This window comes from Streptomyces sp. NBC_00690 (genome assembly GCF_036226685.1).
GTDB lineage: Bacteria > Actinomycetota > Actinomycetes > Streptomycetales > Streptomycetaceae > Streptomyces.
In genome coordinates, this window is the sequence record NZ_CP109009.1 from 5,310,570 (window position 1) to 5,327,820 (window position 17,251).

16 protein-coding genes and 1 riboswitch are annotated in these 17,251 nt (G+C 69.3%); of the genes, 9 read left to right on the forward strand and 7 right to left on the reverse strand.

The genetic code is table 11. The annotated features are described in order from the left end of the window. Positions 1-171: 171 nt before the first annotated feature. Positions 172-960: a hypothetical protein gene (locus OID54_RS23235; protein ID WP_329022369.1), complete on the reverse strand. Its 789-nt coding sequence runs from the start codon at positions 958-960 to the stop codon at positions 172-174. Between the two features lie 305 nt (positions 961-1,265). Here OID54_RS23235 and purN point away from each other — a divergent pair, with 305 nt between their 5' ends. Next, on the forward strand, positions 1,266-1,910 hold the full coding sequence (gene purN, locus OID54_RS23240; protein WP_329022371.1) for a phosphoribosylglycinamide formyltransferase: 645 nt from the start codon (positions 1,266-1,268) through the stop codon (positions 1,908-1,910). After that, complete coding sequence (gene purH / locus OID54_RS23245; RefSeq protein WP_329022373.1) at positions 1,907-3,487, forward strand: bifunctional phosphoribosylaminoimidazolecarboxamide formyltransferase/IMP cyclohydrolase; 1,581 nt, start codon at positions 1,907-1,909, stop codon at positions 3,485-3,487. Before purN ends, purH begins: the two co-directional genes overlap by 4 nt. A gap of 301 nt (positions 3,488-3,788) precedes the next feature. On the opposite strand, the gene OID54_RS23250 is transcribed toward purH, so the two are convergent. Then, positions 3,789-4,391 (reverse strand): hypothetical protein, encoded by a 603-nt coding sequence (locus OID54_RS23250; RefSeq protein WP_329022375.1) that lies wholly within the window; start codon positions 4,389-4,391, stop codon positions 3,789-3,791. Positions 4,392-4,647: 256 nt separating this feature from the next. On the opposite strand from OID54_RS23250, the gene OID54_RS23255 reads away from it, so the two are divergent. The 4 genes from OID54_RS23255 (at position 4,648) to OID54_RS23270 (ending at position 8,985) form a co-directional block, all read left to right on the forward strand. Next, entirely contained in the window at positions 4,648-5,511 is an 864-nt protein-coding gene (locus tag OID54_RS23255) for a bifunctional methylenetetrahydrofolate dehydrogenase/methenyltetrahydrofolate cyclohydrolase (RefSeq protein WP_329022376.1), read from the forward strand. 21 nt (positions 5,512-5,532) lie between these two features. Further along, positions 5,533-6,291 carry a DUF3017 domain-containing protein gene (locus tag OID54_RS23260; RefSeq protein ID WP_329022378.1) on the forward strand — a complete coding sequence of 253 codons (759 nt, stop codon included), beginning with the start codon at positions 5,533-5,535 and terminating at the stop codon, positions 6,289-6,291. A gap of 391 nt (positions 6,292-6,682) precedes the next feature. Next, the gene (locus OID54_RS23265; RefSeq protein ID WP_329022380.1) at positions 6,683-7,735 is read left to right on the forward strand and encodes a helix-turn-helix domain-containing protein; all 1,053 of its coding nucleotides are present in this window, start codon (positions 6,683-6,685) and stop codon (positions 7,733-7,735) included. A gap of 260 nt (positions 7,736-7,995) precedes the next feature. Then, on the forward strand, positions 7,996-8,985 hold the full coding sequence (locus OID54_RS23270) for a malate dehydrogenase (RefSeq protein WP_329022382.1): 990 nt from the start codon (positions 7,996-7,998) through the stop codon (positions 8,983-8,985). 197 nt (positions 8,986-9,182) lie between these two features. On the opposite strand, the gene OID54_RS23275 is transcribed toward OID54_RS23270, so the two are convergent. The 3 genes from OID54_RS23275 to OID54_RS23285 all read right to left on the reverse strand — a co-directional run bounded on the left by OID54_RS23275 (position 9,183) and on the right by OID54_RS23285 (position 11,722). Further along, a complete protein-coding gene (locus OID54_RS23275) occupies positions 9,183-9,533 on the reverse strand; it encodes a hypothetical protein (protein ID WP_329022384.1) in 351 nt (116 codons plus the stop codon). 34 nt (positions 9,534-9,567) lie between these two features. Next, complete coding sequence (locus OID54_RS23280) at positions 9,568-10,605, reverse strand: alpha/beta fold hydrolase (protein WP_329022385.1); 1,038 nt, start codon at positions 10,603-10,605, stop codon at positions 9,568-9,570. Between the two features lie 304 nt (positions 10,606-10,909). Beyond that, complete coding sequence (locus OID54_RS23285; RefSeq protein ID WP_329022386.1) at positions 10,910-11,722, reverse strand: hypothetical protein; 813 nt, start codon at positions 11,720-11,722, stop codon at positions 10,910-10,912. A gap of 131 nt (positions 11,723-11,853) precedes the next feature. Between OID54_RS23285 and OID54_RS23290 the strand changes: the two genes are divergently transcribed. Next, positions 11,854-12,135 (forward strand): hypothetical protein, encoded by a 282-nt coding sequence (locus OID54_RS23290; RefSeq protein WP_329022388.1) that lies wholly within the window; start codon positions 11,854-11,856, stop codon positions 12,133-12,135. Positions 12,136-12,150: 15 nt separating this feature from the next. Next, the gene (locus OID54_RS23295) at positions 12,151-13,332 is read left to right on the forward strand and encodes a glutathionylspermidine synthase family protein (RefSeq protein WP_329022390.1); all 1,182 of its coding nucleotides are present in this window, start codon (positions 12,151-12,153) and stop codon (positions 13,330-13,332) included. 69 nt (positions 13,333-13,401) lie between these two features. On the opposite strand, the gene OID54_RS23300 is transcribed toward OID54_RS23295, so the two are convergent. Beyond that, positions 13,402-14,067: a polysaccharide deacetylase family protein gene (locus OID54_RS23300; protein ID WP_329022392.1), complete on the reverse strand. Its 666-nt coding sequence runs from the start codon at positions 14,065-14,067 to the stop codon at positions 13,402-13,404. A gap of 390 nt (positions 14,068-14,457) precedes the next feature. Continuing rightward, positions 14,458-15,663 (reverse strand): ornithine--oxo-acid transaminase, encoded by a 1,206-nt coding sequence (gene rocD, locus OID54_RS23305; RefSeq protein ID WP_329022393.1) that lies wholly within the window; start codon positions 15,661-15,663, stop codon positions 14,458-14,460. A gap of 176 nt (positions 15,664-15,839) precedes the next feature. Then, positions 15,840-15,930: riboswitch (ZMP/ZTP riboswitch) on the forward strand. 30 nt (positions 15,931-15,960) lie between these two features. Here rocD and glyA point away from each other — a divergent pair. After that, positions 15,961-17,229, forward strand: a complete 1,269-nt coding sequence (glyA, locus tag OID54_RS23310; protein ID WP_329022394.1) for a serine hydroxymethyltransferase — start codon at positions 15,961-15,963, stop codon at positions 17,227-17,229. Positions 17,230-17,251: the final 22 nt, after the last annotated feature.

Here is a 17,251-nt window from a genome sequence, read left to right on the forward strand (position 1 = left end):
GCGGGCGCCGAGCGGATGCGTCCAGGGGCCGCCCGACTTGCTGACGGCCCCCGAAGTCCTGCCGGTGTCCCTCGTGGTCCACGCCGGTCCACGCGCGTCCGATCTGGCGTCCGGTCCGCCCCTGGGCTGTGATGCCGGCCTGTTCCCGGGCCCGGTCTGCTCCCGCGGACGCTACTCCTTGACGCCGAGCACGCCGCGGAGGTCCTTCGGCAGCTCCTGGTTGCAGGCGATCTGGGCATTCTTCGTCAGCGCGTCCCGCTCACAGGTGTAGAAGTCCCTGAAGACCAGTTGGGAGGCGAAGACACCGGCGACGATGAGCAGGGCGATGCCCGCCATCACCACACCGGTCACCGCGGCGGTGCGCTGCGACCTGCCGGCGGCCTGGACCGATGCCCCGTTGGCAGCCGCGCCCGGGACGGCCGAGGTGTCGCGTTTCTTGTTCGCCCGCAGGGAGCTGATGCCCCAGTAAAGCGACAGGGCGCCGAGCAGCAGGGCGATCTCCGTGAAGTCGAACAGCACGAAGAAGAAGGCCCACATGCCCGAGAGCAGGGAGTAGCGGGCCCGGCGTTGAGCCGGGTCGGTGGGGTCCCAGCGCAGCCCCGGAGGGGTGCCACCGGGGCCCTGCTGCCCGCCGTTGGACCCGTCGGAGCCGCCCGGGCGACCGCCGAAGCCGCCGCCCGAGGAGCGGCCGGGCTGGCGGCTGCTCCACTGGCTGCCCCATCTGCCGCGCTCGTCGGACGAGCCCGATGATCCTGAGGAGTCGGGTGCACCGTTGTCGGGTGATTCCGAGCCGGACGAGCCGGTGGACCCGGAGCCGGATGATTGGTCGTTCGAGGGCTGCCGCGGCTGCCACGGCTGGTCCGGCTTCCCCTCCGGCGGCGGCGCGAAGGGGTTGTTGTCGTCGGTGGACTGGCGCTCCCGCGACAACAGGAGGTCCGTACGGCGGCGTCGGTCCCGCATCTGGTGAACGTCTTCCCCTCAGACCCTGTGCACATGGGGTCGTGTGTCGTCGTACCCGTTGTGAGACGGGTGTGTTCCCCTGACGCTACCTCCCTGCTCCGCCCCCGTCCCGTGGGGGCCTTCCCGCGTGCCGGTATCGTTGCTGACGGTCGGCCTCTTCGTAGGGTTCCCCGTATGCGGGAGCGTGACTCGTTCGTACGACCGTACAAAGACGATCGACCGCACTCAGAGACGATCCGCTGGGAGCCGTCACCTCCGGTCGATCACGTACAACACCAAGTCGATCACGCAGAAAGAGACCCGCTGTGGCCTCTCCGTCCTTCGTCCCTTCAGCCGACCGGCCGGCCCGACTGGTGGTCCTGGTCTCCGGCTCGGGCACCAATCTCCAGGCCCTGCTCGATGCGAGCGCCGCTGACCCCGAGGGTTTCGGCGCCCGGGTCGTCGCGGTGGGTGCTGACCGGGACGGCACCGTCGGCCTGGAGCGCGCCCGGCAGGCCGGTCTGCCAACGTTCGTGTGCAAGGTGAAGGACCACGACGACCGTGAGGCGTGGGACCGGGCGCTGACGGACGCCGTCGCCTCCCATGAACCGGACCTCGTGGTGTCGGCGGGATTCATGAAGATCGTGGGCAAGGAGTTCCTCGCCCGGTTCGACGGTCGGTGCATCAACACCCACCCCGCCCTGCTACCCAGTTTTCCCGGGGCCCACGGAGTGCGCGACGCCCTTGCGTACGGCGCCCGGGTCACCGGATGCACCGTCCACTTCGTCGACGACGGTGTCGACACCGGCCCGATCATCGCGCAGGGCGCGGTGCAGGTCCGGCAGGAGGACGACGAAGCCGCTCTCCATGAGCGCATCAAGGAAGTCGAGCGAGCGCTGCTCGTCGAGGTCGTGGGGCGTCTGGCCCGCAACGGCTATCGCATTGAGGGACGAAAGGTAGTTATCCCGTGACTGTTGAGGCTACTGAGACTGCCGTGGCCGAGAAGCGGGCCATCCGGCGAGCGCTGATCAGCGTGTACGACAAGACGGGCCTGGAGGACCTCGCCCGTGGTCTGCACGGCGCCGGTGTGGAGCTCGTCTCCACCGGCTCCACCGCTGCGAAGATCGCTGCGGCCGGGGTGCCGGTCACCAAGGTCGAGGAGCTGACCGGCTTCCCCGAGTGCCTGGACGGGCGGGTCAAGACGCTCCACCCCCGGGTGCACGCGGGCATCCTCGCCGATCTGCGGCTCGATTCCCACCGTGACCAACTCGCCGAACTCGGTGTCGAGCCGTTCGGCCTTGTGATCGTCAACCTCTACCCCTTCCGGGAGACCGTCGCCTCCGGCGCGGCCCCCGACGAGTGCGTGGAGCAGATCGACATCGGTGGACCTTCCATGGTCCGCGCCGCGGCCAAGAACCACCCGTCGGTGGCCGTGGTCACGAGCCCCGCCCGGTACGCAGACGTCCTCGCGGCGGTGCAGGACGGCGGCTTCGACCTCGGTGCCCGCAAGCGCCTGGCCGCCGAGGCGTTCCAGCACACCGCGGCCTACGACGTGGCCGTCGCCTCCTGGTTCGCCTCCTCCTACGCGCCCGCCGACGAGTCCGGCTTCCCCGACTTCGTGGGCGTCACCTACGAGCGCTCGTCGGTGCTGCGCTACGGCGAGAACCCGCACCAGGCCGCCGCCCTCTACGTGGGTGGGGCCGGCGGGCTCGCCGAGGCCGAGCAGTTGCACGGCAAGGAGATGTCGTACAACAACTACACGGACACCGAGGCCGCACGCCGTGCCGCGTACGACCACGAAGAGCCCTGTGTCGCGATCATCAAGCACGCGAACCCCTGCGGCATCGCCATCGGCGAGGACGTCGCCGAGGCCCACCGCAAGGCACACGCCTGCGACCCGGTCTCCGCGTACGGCGGTGTGATCGCGGTCAACCGGCCGGTCTCCGTCGCCCTCGCCGAGCAGATCGCGGGAATCTTCACCGAGGTCGTCGTCGCCCCCGCCTATGAGGACGGCGCGGTCGAGGTGCTCGCCCGCAAGAAGAACATCCGGGTCCTGCGCTGCCCCGACGCCCCCGCCGCGCACGTCGAGGCCAAGCCCATCGACGGCGGCACGCTGGTGCAGATCACCGACCGGCTCCAGGCGGCGGGGGACGACTCCGCGAACTGGACGCTGGCGACGGGCGAGGCCCTCAGCGCCGACGAGTTGGCCGAGTTGTCCTTCGCCTGGCGGGCCTGTCGCGCGGTCAAGTCCAACGCCATCCTGCTCGCCAAGGACGGTGGGTCCGTCGGCGTCGGCATGGGGCAGGTCAACCGGGTCGACTCCGCGAAGCTCGCGGTGGAGCGTGCCGGCGAAGAGCGTGCACGAGGCTCCTACGCCGCGTCGGACGCGTTCTTCCCCTTCCCCGACGGCCTGGAGATCCTGACGGCGGCGGGCGTCAAGGCCGTGGTCCAGCCGGGCGGATCGGTCCGTGACGACGCGGTCATCGAGGCGGCCAAGGCGGCCGGCGTGACGATGTACTTCACCGGTACGCGCCACTTCTTCCACTGACACCTCGCCCGGACAGGGCGGCCACGGCCCGCAGTTCCCCCGGGAGCTGCGGGCCGTCGCGCATTGCGGTGACTGCTCACTGGGCCGGTTCGGGGGTGCGGGTGGGGGAGAGCGTCCGTCGACGTACCTCGCCGCCGTGTTCCGCAGCGCTCAGAGGCTGTGGAAAGAGTGGAAACAACAGAGGCCGTGACGTTTCTCCAGCGACGGGGACGCCATCGGGAGATCGGTCACGGCCTCGGGCCGCAGCGGGGTCGATCGGGGGTCGGTCGTACGGCTCCGAACCACCGGTCGTGGCGGACGGTCAGTGCCGGGGACGGTTGAACCAGGCCGCACCGTCGGACTTGCCGACGAACACGGCTATCAGCACGGCGAGCACCGTGTAGATCAGACCGACGAGGACGAAGATGAACGGGTAGATCCCGAGTACCGCCGTGACGACGGCGAAGACGAGCGTGGTGACCCGGATGCCGTTGCCGCCCTTGGCGAGCTTCGCAGCCAGGAACATCGCAAACGCACCCCACAGCAGGGCGAGCACACCGACGACGTGGAAGCTGTCGCTGTACTGGGCCAGATCCTGGAATGCCTGGTCGTTGCGGAACTCCGGGTCGTCCTTGAGTTCCTCGATGCCCACACCCGCCCAGAACAACAACAGCGCACCGATGAGCTGGAATCCGCCGATGACGTACAGCATCACGCGGGCCGCTTTCACCCCGCCCGGCATCTCGGTCGGCGGGCCGCCGTACCCGTACCCGTCGCCGTATCCACCGCCGAAGGACTGCACCGGCGGCGCCTGGGGATAGCCGAACGAGGGCTGTGCCTGGGGCTGCCCCTGCTGGGGGTAGCCGTAGCCCGGCTGACCGCCCTGCTGCTGGCCGTAGGGGTTGTTCGGGTCGCCGAAGCTCATGGGGGGATTCCTCCGTTGGAAGCGGGGACGCACGGCCGACGGAGGACGGTCGAACGAGCGGTTGTCCCCCCGACCTTCCGCGGTTGTCTACCACGTCATCGTGGTGTTGCCACGGACTTTTTGTCCAGTCGGTATGCCTATGTGTTGTGCAAGTGCAACCTCGGAATCGGGCGGGTGGCCATGGCTTTCGTCCCCCGGGCCCGAGGGGGAGGCAGGGGATTGGAACCAGGACGGGTCCATCCGCGAGGATGGGTCTATGACTGCCCAGATTCTCGATGGCAAGGCCACCGCAGCCGCGATCAAATCCGAAATTGCCGTCCGTGTGGAGGCCCTCAAGGAGAAGGGGGTGACACCGGGGCTCGGCACCCTCCTCGTGGGGGACGACCCGGGCAGCCGTTGGTACGTCAACGGCAAGCACCGCGACTGTGCGCAGGTCGGCATGGCCTCGATCCAGCGCGAGCTGCCGGCCACCGCTACCCAGGAGGAGATCGAGGACGTCGTCCGGGAGCTCAACGAGAACCCCGAGTGCACCGGCTACATCGTGCAGTTGCCGCTCCCCAAGGGCATCGACGCCAACCGGGTGCTGGAGCTGATGGACCCGGAGAAGGACGCGGACGGCCTCCACCCGATGAGCCTGGGCCGGCTGGTGCTCGGCGAACCGGGGCCGCTGCCCTGCACCCCGTACGGGATCGTCCAGCTGCTGCGCCGCCATGGCGTGGAGATCAACGGCGCCCATGTCGTCGTCGTCGGCCGGGGCATCACCATCGGGCGTCCCATGCCGCTCGTGCTCACCCGGAAGTCGGAGAACGCGACGGTGACGCAGTGCCACACCGGAACGCGCGATCTCGCGTCGCATCTGCGGCAGGCCGACATCATCGTCGCGGCGGCGGGCGTGCCGCACCTGGTGAAGCCCGAGGACGTGAAGCCCGGCGCGGCGGTCCTGGATGTCGGCGTGAGCCGGGACGAGAACGGCAAGATCGTCGGTGATGTCCATCCGGGGGTCGCCGAGGTCGCCGGTTGGGTCGCTCCGAACCCCGGTGGCGTTGGCCCGATGACCCGGGCCCAGCTGCTGGTGAACGTGGTCGAAGCGGCGGAACGCTCGGTCGCAGTGGCGGGTTGACCAGGAGAAGAGGCTGCCCTGATGGGCGTACGTACGAATGACGACCCCGAGGCGGGGGGACCGGCGCCGCACCAGGCTGCCGGCAGCCCCGTCGGCGCTGGGGGTCGTCCTGCCGGGCAGGACGCAGCGGCCCGACCGGAGGGGGCAACCGGCCCCAACGGGTCGGGGCCGGACGCCGCGGGCGGTGGCCGACCGTCCGACAACGGCGTAGCGACGCCTGCCGGTGACGCGGCACAGGCTCGGGAGGGGGACGCGGACTCCGGGCCGGAGACGACGGAGCCCGCGCAGGAGCCGACAGCGGGACAGGGGAAGGACCGGGCGAACGGGCGGGCGAGGGCGGATTCGCCGGAGCCGGACGCCGACGCCACGGCGCCCTCGGTGCAGACCTCGCGCCGGCCGCCGACCCTCACCACCGATACGGCCCGCCCCGAAGGCGGCGGCCGAGCGGCCCCGGGTGACGCTCCGGCTCCCGCCCGTCAGTGGCCGCTGCTCGCCGTCCTCGCGCTCACCGGGGCCGGTCTGCTGATCATCGGACTCGACCCCTTCGCGGAGGCGTTCCGCATCGGCGCGATCCTGGTGGGCGTGGCGCTGATCACAGGCGCCGTGCTGCGTCGCACCCTGCCCTCGGTCGGCATGCTCGCGGTGCGTTCGCGCTTCACCGACATGGTCACGTACGCGGTGCTCGGTGGAGCGATCACCCTGCTCGCCCTGATGGCACAGCCGGACCCTTGGCTGGAACTTCCGTTCCTGAAGGATCTGGTCGAATTCGCCGTGCGCTGACCGACGGTGGGCTGCCGTTCGGCGCGCTGACGTACGGCGCCTGTCCTCTCCCCCGAGGAAGGACAGGCGCCGCAGCCGTCCCAGAGTCATGGACGCGCCAATTCGGTTTCAAGGGACGAAGGTGGCCTGTGGCACGGAAGTGACCATTCCGCCATGGTGCGATCCCCCTGTCCCCGGAGTGGGAGACTGATGGCGCATTCGGTATGGGGGGCGCACGTGGGGCGCGGTCGTCATTCCGAATGCTCCCGTGCACGCCGGTGGCAGGAACTGACATCCTGGCCCTGCGCATCTTCTTGAACGGTCCGCCGTGGTGGACCGTCCGGAATGGCGCAGGGGGCGGATAGGCGCGGGGCACTGCACCTACGTTCGGGGGGACAAGGGGGGTTAGACCATGCCTCGTTGGAAAGCGCTGCCAGATGAGCTCGACCCGGAGGTCCGGGAGTTCGCCGAGAATCTACGGCGACTCGTGGACCGCAGCGGGTTGAGCATCGCGGCAGTATCGGACCGCACGGGCTACAGCAAAACGTCGTGGGAGCGCTATCTCAATGGGCGAATACTCGCGCCCAAGGGCGCTGTCGTCGCACTGGCGGAGGTGACGGGCACCAGCACCATCCACCTCACCACCCTGTGGGAGTTGGCGGAGCGCGCCTGGAGCCGGGCCGAGATGCGCCACGACCGCACGATGGAACAGATACGGATATCCCAGGCGCGGGCCGCGCTCGGGGATTCGGGCCCCGTCGGGCGGTCACCGTCGATAGGCGACCCGATGGACGGCGGGCGGCCCAGGGGGGCGGCGACCCGCCCGGGCACGGCGGCTCCCGCGGGGTTTCCTCCGTACACGGGACAGGCGGCCAGCATGGGGCAGGGCCCCGGCCGGTCCGGTCATCGGGCGGCGCCGCCCGCAGGCCGACGCCAATCCGGTGGCAACGGCACGCCTCCCAGCAAGCGCCGGGTCGGCATGTTCCTCGGTGGAGTGGTCGGCGCGCTGGCGGTGATCGCCGGTGCCGTGCTGCTCACCGACCTCGGCGGGGAGCAGGACCACACGAAGAACGTGGCCGCAACCCCCTCGCAGGCCGCCACCAGCAGCACCCCGGTGCTGCCGGAAGGGGTGAAGTGCAGCGGCAAGGACTGCACGGGTCAGGACCCGGAGACGATGGGCTGCGGCGGTGAGTTCGCCAAGACCACCGCGACCGCGCAGATCGGCGAGGCCAAGGTGGAGGTCCGCTACAGCGAGATCTGCAAGGCGGCCTGGGCCAGGCTCACGGCAGCCGCCCCCGGTGACACCGTGGACATCAGCGTGGGTGGCAAGGGCCGGCAGGAGGGCCTGGTGAATGCGGACAACGACGCCTATACGCCGATGACGGCCGTGGCGGCGGGCACCGAACCCAAGGCGTGCGCGATCGCGAGGACGACGGGGGTCAAGACCTGCACCAAGGTGCAGTGAGCCGGCGCCCGGTGTGACACCGGGCGCGCCGCCGCCGTACGCACCCGTACTGAGCTGCGCGGTTTCCGGCGTTCGTGTGGGCGTGAGCTGCACCACAAGGGGTCGCCTGAACGCGTCGCCCCGGGTCGGATAGCCTGACCGCTGGATGTCTCTTCACATCAAGATTCATCAGGAGTCACCGTGCTTCCTGACAGGTGCGAAGGGGTGTTCCGGACCCGGGGCAGCAACGCCCCCACGCCAGCTGTCTTACGGAGATCGCCATGACCCGCACTCCCGTCAACGTCACCGTGACCGGCGCGGCCGGCCAGATCGGCTACGCGCTGCTGTTCCGTATCGCGTCCGGCCACCTGCTCGGCCCGGATGTGCCGGTCAAGCTGCGCCTCCTGGAGATCACGCCGGCGCTCGGCGCCGCCCAGGGCACCGCCATGGAGCTGGACGACTGTGCCTTCCCGCTGCTCCAGGGCATCGACATCAGCGACGACCCGAACGTCGCCTTCGACGGTGCGAACGTCGCCCTCCTCGTCGGCGCCCGCCCCCGTACCAAGGGCATGGAGCGCGGTGACCTGCTGGAGGCGAACGGCGGCATCTTCAAGCCCCAGGGCAAGGCCATCAACGACCACGCCGCGGACGACATCAAGGTCCTCGTCGTCGGCAACCCGGCCAACACGAACGCCCTGATCGCGCAGGCGTCCGCCCCGGACGTACCGGCCGACCGCTTCACCGCCATGACGCGCCTCGACCACAACCGCGCCATCTCGCAGCTGGCCGCGAAGACGGGCTCCGCGGTCTCCGACATCAAGCGGCTCACCATCTGGGGCAACCACTCGGCCACCCAGTACCCGGACATCTTCCACGCGGAGATCGCCGGCAAGAACGCCGCCGAGGTCGTCAACGACGAGGCATGGCTGGCGGACACCTTCATTCCGACCGTCGCCAAGCGGGGTGCGGCGATCATCGAGGCGCGCGGCGCGTCCTCGGCCGCCTCGGCCGCCAACGCTGCGATCGACCACGTCCACACCTGGGTGAACGGCACCGCGGACGGCGACTGGACCTCCATGGGCATCCCGTCGGACGGCTCGTACGGTGTCCCGGAGGGTCTGATCTCCTCCTTCCCCGTGACGACGAAGGACGGCCGGTACGAGATCGTCCAGGGTCTGGACATCAACGAGTTCTCGCGTGCCCGCATCGACGCCTCGGTCAAGGAGTTGGCGGAGGAGCGCGACGCGGTGCGTGCTCTCGGCCTTCTCTGAGCCGGCGGCGTAGCCAGCTCGCTTCACCCGGTCTGACGGGTCAAGCCCCCGGTCGCGGTAAGCGGCCGGGGGCTTCCCTGCGTCGAACGGTGCGTTCTCGGCCCTGGATGGCCGTTGTCGTTGATCCTGGCCGCATCCTGCCCGCCCTCCGGGAGGACCGTACGTCCGTTGGTGGGCACCACGGCAGAACTCTGTTGTCAGTCGCCCGGGTCCACTCCTGGGACGGGGAAGCGGCCTTCCTCGCCCCACTGCGCGGGGGCCAGCAGGGCCAGTTCTGCCTCGTCCAGGGGGCGGGACTCCGCGTGCCACACGGCCGTCAACGGTACGTCGAACGGGAACTCCACCTGGGTGCCGTCCTCGAACGAGACCACCACATGGGTGTCGGGGCCGGCCGGATGGTTGTCGAGCCAGAGCACGTCCTCCACCACTGCCGTCAATCGCCCCTCGGGCCCCACCAGTCGATATCCCTCGTCCACGCCCTGTGAGGACACGGACAACAGGGTGGGCTGGTGGAGCGCCGCCCGCTCGTCGCGGTAGTACGAGGTCACGTGGGCCCTTCTGTCAGGATTCGGAAGAAGGGAGCTAGGGTCGATCCGTTCCGAGGAACGACAGCACTTCCCGTTCGAAGCGCTTCTTCGCCTCCAACTGGGGGAGGTGGCCCACGCCGTGCAGTTCCACGAGCCGCGAGGCGGGGATGGCAGCGGCGGCCAGTCGGCCCAGTACGGGGAAGTTACCGAGCTTCGCCCGGTTCTCCGGGGTGGCGTACGACTTGCCGACCGCGGCGCGGTCCTCCTGGCCGATCACCAGCAGCACCGGAAGTCGTAGGGCGGGCAGGTCCTGCACCACCGGCTGGTGGTACGCCATCTGATAGGTGCGGGCCGATGCGAGCGCCCAACGCGGGTACTCCCCGCTGAGGGTGACGCGGTACCGCAGTTCCACGTTCCGCTCGTAGGCCCGTCGCCAGGTCACCACATACGACTGGTAGAAGGCCCGGATGCCGGGGAGGCCGGTGTTCGCCAGTTCGTCCGCGAACAGTCGCTCGGTGGTGTGCGCGGGGACCAGTTCCCGGTAGTCCTCCAGTCCCACCGGGTTGGCCAGCACCAGACGGCGGATCCGCGTCGGATGCAGCAGGGCGAAGCGCACTCCGAGCATTCCGCCCATGGAGTGGCCCACCACGTCGACGTCCGCGATGCCGAGGTGGTCCAGGAGCGCCACGGTGTTGTGCGCGAGCAGTTCGAAGCTGTAGTCGAGGGCGGGCTTCGACGATCGCCCGAACCCGATCTGGTCCGGCACCACGACCCGGTTCCCGGCCGCGGCCAGTGCGCGGGCGGTGGTCGTCCAGGCCCCGCCGTCGAAGTTCTTGCCGTGCAGCAGCAGGACCGTGCGCCCGGTGGGGGACTGGCCCGAGGGTGCGATGTCCAGATACGCCATGTCGACGGTCTCGCCCTGGTTGACCATCCGCAGGAACCGTACGGGGTACGCGGTCGCGTACCCCTCCATGGCGATCCCCAGCGGCTGGTCGTACGTCGGGTCGGCGGGGGTGTGCAGCGCACCGGCCCCATGTGCCGGAGCGGCAGCCGCCACTCCCGTACCCATCGTGGCGACGGCCCCCGCACCCACGGAGAGAAACGTCCGGCGTGTTGTCACACATCCCCCAACTCGGTCGTACATCTGTGCGCTCATAGTGCACCAACTCCCCACAAGATCAAAGGAGTCTGCGGTTGGCTGTGGATTGATCGGGGGGTCAGCCGGGGGATCAACTGGGGGCGATCGAGGGCTTACAGAGGGAGTCGATGGCGGTCCCTCGGCGTACGGCCGTGAATCACCGGTGGACCGGCAGTGGATCGCCGGTGGACCGACACCGGATCGGCAGCGGATCGCCAGTGGACCGGCACGCGGCCGGTCCTGGAGGCGGCGCATCCGGTCAGGGCTCGCCGAATCGTGCCAGCGCCAGAGCGCCGGCCACGGCCACGGCGAACCCCAGCACCGCCAACCACGCCAACCCCGCCCGGGTGTGATCGCCCAGCCAGACCACCCCGACCACGGCCGGGCCGACCGTCTCGCCAAGGACGAGCCCTGCCGTCGCCACCGTCACCGAGCCGCGGGAGAACGCCGAGGTCAGCAGGAGGAAGGCCGCTGCCCCGCCCAGAAGCAGCGCATAGAGCGCGGGGTTGGCCAACACCTCGGGCAGGGCGATCGAGTCGATCAACCGGACCGCGACCTCCACCACCCCGAATCCCGCGCCGGCGCCCAACCCCAGCACCAGGGCGCGCGATCTGTTCGGAAGCCCGCCGGCGAGCGCTCCGACCAGCAGGACCGCGACCGCGACCCCCAGCAGCGACCAGCCCAATGCGGTGGAGCCGGGGCGGTCCCCCTCGGCGCCGGCGGCCAGGCCCAGCATCGCGAGGCCGGCGCAGACCGTACCCACCGCGCCCCACTCCACCGCGCTCAGCCTCATGTGCAGCAGCCGGGAGGCGACCAGGGCGGTGACCGCGAGGGAGGCGGCGAGCGCCGCGCCCACCACATAGATGGGCAGGGACCGCAGGGCCACGATCTGCAACGCGAATCCGCATCCGTCGAGTGCGAGCCCCAACAGATAGCGCCACTGGCGCAGGGCCCGCAGGAGCAGTGCCGTATCGACGCCGGAACCCGAGCCCGGTTCGGCGGCCTTCGCCGCTATGGCCTGGAGAACGGAAGCGGTGCCGTAGCAGAGAGCTGAACCAAGCGCGCAAAGCATGCCAAGGATCACAAAACGACTGTAGATCAATGGGGTTGATCGTCCGTTTGAAGGTGGTGTGCCTGTCGGCCACTAGTCTGACGTCGATTTACGGTGCGTTGTAGGACAGTCACACGAACGGGGGTTAGGTGATGGCTCGTCGACGCCTGAGGTCGAGCACGGTACTGCTGGGAGGCATAGGGGTGTTGGCGGTGTCCCTCACCTCGTGCGGTGCGGAACCGGACAAGCGAGGCGCGGACCGACTGTCCCAAGAACAGCTCGCGATGAGCGAGTGCAGGGAACACGATGGCGAGGGCGACTACGCCTCCTCCGCCTACGGTCGGGTCGAGGACGGCTTGGTCACGGGCGGCAGCTTCGACGAAGACGCCGTCGAGCGCGGCGGCTTCGGCTGCGCGGGCTCCGGCGGCGGCTGAACGGGGACTGGTCCAATGAAGCGTCACACCATCGAGCCGCGTCCGGGCTGGCAGGCGATCGTCGAACAGCAGGGGTGCATCTACCCCCTGACCCGCTACCCGGACGGCTCCCTGCGCCCCTACTGGGACGAGAGCGCCTACTACGAGTTCTCGTTGCCCGAGGTGGAGGCATTGGAGGAGGTCGTCGAGGAACTCCACACGATGTGCCTCGCCGCCGCTGCACACATCGTCGAACGGAACCGGTTCGCCGAATTAGGCATCACCCAGCCCCGGCTGGTCTCCTTGGTCGCCGAGTCCTGGCGGCGGCGGGACGAACTCCCCACCATCTACGGCAGGTTCGACCTCCGCTACGACGGCACCGGGCCGGCCAAGATGTTGGAGTACAACGCCGACACACCGACCTCGCTGGTCGAGGCCGCGAGCCCCCAGTGGTTTTGGATGGAAGACCGTTTCCCCGGCGCCGACCAGTGGAACTCCCTGCACGAGCGGCTCGTCGACGCATGGCGCAAGCAGGCTTCCCTGCTGCCGCCCGGGCCCGTGCACTTCGCCCACTCCGCGGGCGACGACCTCGGTGAGGACCTGATGACGGTCGCCTATCTCAGGGAGACCGCGGAACAGGCGGGCCTCGTCACCCAAGCGCTCTCGGTGGAGGAGATCGGTTGGGACCGGCTGTCCCGGCGCTTCGTCGACCAACGTCTGCGCTTCATCCGCTCCTGCTTCAAGCTCTACCCCTGGGAGTGGCTGACGACCGACCGCTTTGGGCCCCATGTGCTCGAAACGCTCGACAACGGCGGCGGCACCGGCACCACCTGCTGGATCGAACCCGCCTGGAAGATGCTGCTCTCCAACAAGGCGCTGCTCGCGATCCTCTGGGAGCTCAACCCCGGCCATCCCCATCTGCTGCCCGCCTATCTCGACGGTCCGCGTGAACTGGCCGTCGAGGGTGGCTATGTCGCCAAACCGCTCCTGGGGCGGGAAGGCGCCGGGGTCACGATCCACGGAGCAGGCACCGCACCCCTCGTACGGGAGGAACCGTGCTGCTACCAGGGCTTCGCCCCGCTACCGGACTTCGACGGCAACCGGGTGGTGCTCGGTGCGTGGACCGTCGAGGGCGAGGCAGCGGGGCTGGGCATCCGAGAGTCGTCCGGTCCGATCACGGACGGGTATGCCCGCTTCCTGCCCCACGTCATCCTCTGACGTCGCCCCGGCCGCGACCCCGGTGGGGGCGTGGCCGTTCAGGGATCCTGGGCAGGAGTTGGTGGGTCGTCAGTCGGCGATGTAGTCGCGCAGACGGGCGGGCTTCAGGCCGGCCGCATCGGCCGCGGCCAAGGCGCGATTGAGGTCGGCCGGCAGGTCGTCGGTGAAGTGCAGCAGGATGATGTCGCCGGCCTGGAGTTGCGGGGTGGGGGGCTGCCAACTGCCCCAGGTGGTGAAGTCGTGCGTCCAGGTCACCAGCGCCTTCGCACCGCAGGCGCCGGCGGCGATGCGGGTGTCCTCGTTGTAGACGCCGTAGGGCGGACGCAGCAGCCGGGGCTCCAGGCCGAAGGTCGACAGGGCCCGCTGACGTGCGCCGCAGATCTCGGCCCGCTGGCCCGCCAGGTCCAATGAGCTGAGGTACGGGTGGGTCACGGTGTGGTTCTCGACCCGGGACGGACCGTGGTCGAGCAGATTCCGGAAGTACGGGACGCCGTAGCTGGCGGCGTCCGACACCAGGAACAGCGAGGCGGGAACGTTCCGGTCGCGCAGGATCTTGGCCGCGGCGGGATTCTGCGCCCAGCCGTCGTCGATGGTGATGAAGACGACCGGATCGTCCGTGGAGACCTTCGAGACGACGGGGACCGGCGTTGGCCAGGCGGCCTGCGCGGGGGTGGTCAGGCCCAGAAGGGCGAGGAGAGGTACGAGGACGGCGAGTAGCACTCGGGGTCTCGGCATGGCCCGCATCATTGGTCCAGACCAGCGGTCGTGTCAATGGCCTGGATGACACCCCGATCGGTAGCCGTGTCCGAGGTGGTGGGAACGTTTCGGTCCGGCTGAACTCACCTTTCCCTGGCGGCTCATGAGTGTCGCCGGGCCGTGGGCCGCGACCCGTGCGTTGACGCGCGTCGCCGAGCTGGAGGGGTGCGGGGAGATGGATTCCCTTGGATCCCGAAGCCGGCCGCTGACCTCCGGGCCCGATCATCGCTGACCCTCGCCATCCATCGTCGACCCTCGTCATCGTCGGGCGCTCGACGATGACGAGGGGCGAGGGCGCGCGGGGGGTGGGCGCTGAGGGGGCGAGGGGCTGACGGAGTGGTCCTCAGCGCGGTCGTGCCGCGGCTGGGCTCAGCCCGCCAGCACCGCCCGCAACTGGTCGAGGCCCCAGTCCAGATCCTCCTTGCTGATCACCAGCGGTGGGGCGATCCGGATGGTCGAACCGTGGGTGTCCTTCACCAGTACGCCCCGGTCCATCAGCTTCTCGGAGATCTCCCGACCCGTTCCGCGCTCCGGCACGATGTCAACGCCCGCCCACAGCCCCCGGCCGCGTACGGCTTCCACCGAGCCCGTACCGACCATCAGCCCGAGTTCATGGTGGAGGTGCTCACCGAGTTCGCTCGCCCACTGCTGGTACTCCCCACTGCGCAGCATCGCGATCACCTCCAGTGCCACCGCACAGGCCAGTGGATTCCCGCCGAAGGTCGAACCGTGCTCCCCAGGGCGGAAGACGCCGAGCACCTCCTGCGAGGAGACCACCGCGGACACCGGGACGACTCCGCCGCCGAGCGCCTTGCCGAGCACGTACATGTCCGGCACCACGCCCTCGTGCTCCAGGGCGAACGTCCGACCCGTACGGCCGAGGCCCGACTGGATCTCATCCGCGATGAAGAGGATGTTGCGCTCCTGGGTGAGCCGACGGACCCCCGCCAGATATCCCGGCGGCGGCACCAGAACCCCCGCCTCGCCCTGGATCGGCTCCAGCAGCACCGCCACCGTGTTCTCGGTGAGGGCGGCCTCCATCGCCGTGAGGTCCCCGTACGGGACGATCTCAAAGCCCGGGGTGTACGGGCCGAAGTCCGCACGGGCCTCCGGATCGGTCGAGAAGCTGATCACCGTCGTCGTGCGCCCGTGGAAGTTGTTCGAAGCGACCACGATCTTCGCCATGTTGTCGACCACGCCCTTGACCCGGTAGCCCCACTTCCGGGCGGTCTTCACCGCGGTCTCCACGGCCTCCGCGCCGGTGTTCATCGGAAGCACCGACTCCATCCCGCACAAATCGGCGAGCTGCTCGCAGAAGTCCGCGAAACGGTCGTGGTAGAAGGCGCGCGAAGTGAGCGTGACGCGCTCCAGCTGCGCCTTGGCGGCATCGATCAGACGACGGTTTCCATGGCCGAAATTCAGCGCCGAGTATCCCGCGAGCATGTCGAGGTAGCGACGTCCCTCGACATCAGTCATCCATGCGCCCTCCGCCGAGGTCACAACGATGGGGAGCGGGTGGTAGTTGTGCGCACTGTGGGCTTCGGCGGCGGCAATGGCGCTCTCTGATGCAGACACGGGATCTCCGATCGCGTAGTTCACATGGCTCTCGCGGAGGCTTGTCGCAAGACAAGGCTTCCGGCTGGGGCAGGGTGATGCCCCTGTTTCTATCGTCGCTCGCCGAGTGGGTGAAGAAACCTTGCTGCGCACTCTGAGCGATCCGGCTCGCCCCGGGGACGCGTACTAAGGTTGCGGGTACGCACGGCGACTGGCGCACGGGGAACTGACCCCGAGGGAGCCCTGCGCGCAACAACCGACGAGGTGTCGCCCGCCTGGGCACCCGGGATCGTCAAGAACGATGACCCGGAGGACGTCATGAGCCTGCCCCCGCTCCATCCCGCGCTACGCGCCACCGATCCGGAACTGGCCGAACTCATCCTCGCCGAGGAACAGCTTCAAGCCACCACTCTGAGGCTCATCCCCAGCGAGAACTATGTCTCCGCCGCCGTTTTGGAAGCGTCCGGCACGGTCCTTCAGAACAAGTACAGCGAGGGGTATGCCGGCCGCCGCTACTACGAGGGCCAGCAGAACATCGACCAGGTCGAACGGCTCGCGGTCTCCCGGGCCAAGGACCTGTTCGGTGTCGAGCACGCCAATGTGCAGCCCTACTCGGGCTCCCCGGCCAACCTCGCCGTCTATCTGGCCTTCGCCGAGCCCGGGGACACCGTGATGGGGATGGCACTTCCGATGGGCGGGCACCTCACACACGGCTGGGGCGTCTCCGCCACCGGACGCTGGTTCCGCGGTGTGCAGTACGGCGTACGCCAGGACACCGGATTGATCGACTTCGACGAGGTCCGCGAGCTGGCGCTCAAGGAACGCCCGAAGATCATTTTCTGTGGTGGTACCGCCCTTCCCCGAACCATCGACTTCGCCGCCTTCGCGGACATCGCCCGTGAGTCCGGTGCCGTCCTCGTCGCCGACATCGCGCACATTGCCGGGCTGATCGCAGGCGGCGCCCATCCTTCCCCCGCACCGCACGCGGACGTCATCTCCACAACCACGCACAAGACGCTCCGAGGCCCCCGTGGAGCGATGCTGATGTCCCGCGAGGAGCACGCCAAGGCGATCGACAAGGCTGTCTTCCCCGGTCTCCAGGGCGGGCCCCACAACCAGACCACCGCGGCCATCGCCGTGGCCCTTCGCGAGGCGGCGCAACCCTCCTTCCGCAGCTATGCGCATGCCGTGGTCGCCAACGCCCGGGCGCTGGCCGACGAACTGCTCGCACGTGGTTTCGACCTGGTCTCCGGCGGCACGGACAACCATCTGATCCTGATGGACCTCACCCCCAAGGACGTCCCCGGCAAGATCGCGGCCAAGGCCCTCGACCGGGCCGGGATCGTCGTGAACTACAACACCGTCCCCTATGACCCGCGCAAGCCGTTCGATCCTTCCGGCATCCGCATCGGTACGCCCTCCCTCACCTCGCGAGGGTTGGGCACCGACCAGATGGCCGCCGTGGCGGACTGGATCGACCGAGGTGTGACCGCTGCCGGCGCAGGCGATGAGGACGCATTGGCCGCGATCCGCTCTGAGGTGGCCGAGTTGATGGCCGCCCATCCCGCCCCGGGGCTCACCGGCTAGTGGATCGGGCCGGCAGATCCGG

Bases quoted from the DNA above. Each gene is read 5' to 3' on its own strand.
- OID54_RS23235 (WP_329022369.1), bottom strand. From the start codon at position 960: ATGCGGGACCGACGCCGCCGTACGGACCTCCTGTTGTCGCGGGAGCGC.
- OID54_RS23250 (WP_329022375.1), bottom strand. From the start codon at position 4,391: ATGAGCTTCGGCGACCCGAACAACCCCTACGGCCAGCAGCAGGGCGGT.
- OID54_RS23255 (WP_329022376.1), top strand. From the start codon at position 4,648: ATGACTGCCCAGATTCTCGATGGCAAGGCCACCGCAGCCGCGATCAAA.
- OID54_RS23260 (WP_329022378.1), top strand. From the start codon at position 5,533: ATGGGCGTACGTACGAATGACGACCCCGAGGCGGGGGGACCGGCGCCG.
- OID54_RS23265 (WP_329022380.1), top strand. From the start codon at position 6,683: ATGCCTCGTTGGAAAGCGCTGCCAGATGAGCTCGACCCGGAGGTCCGG.
- OID54_RS23270 (WP_329022382.1), top strand. From the start codon at position 7,996: ATGACCCGCACTCCCGTCAACGTCACCGTGACCGGCGCGGCCGGCCAG.
- OID54_RS23285 (WP_329022386.1), bottom strand. From the start codon at position 11,722: ATGCTTTGCGCGCTTGGTTCAGCTCTCTGCTACGGCACCGCTTCCGTT.
- OID54_RS23290 (WP_329022388.1), top strand. From the start codon at position 11,854: ATGGCTCGTCGACGCCTGAGGTCGAGCACGGTACTGCTGGGAGGCATA.
- OID54_RS23295 (WP_329022390.1), top strand. From the start codon at position 12,151: ATGAAGCGTCACACCATCGAGCCGCGTCCGGGCTGGCAGGCGATCGTC.
- OID54_RS23300 (WP_329022392.1), bottom strand. From the start codon at position 14,067: ATGCCGAGACCCCGAGTGCTACTCGCCGTCCTCGTACCTCTCCTCGCC.
- glyA (WP_329022394.1), top strand. From the start codon at position 15,961: ATGAGCCTGCCCCCGCTCCATCCCGCGCTACGCGCCACCGATCCGGAA.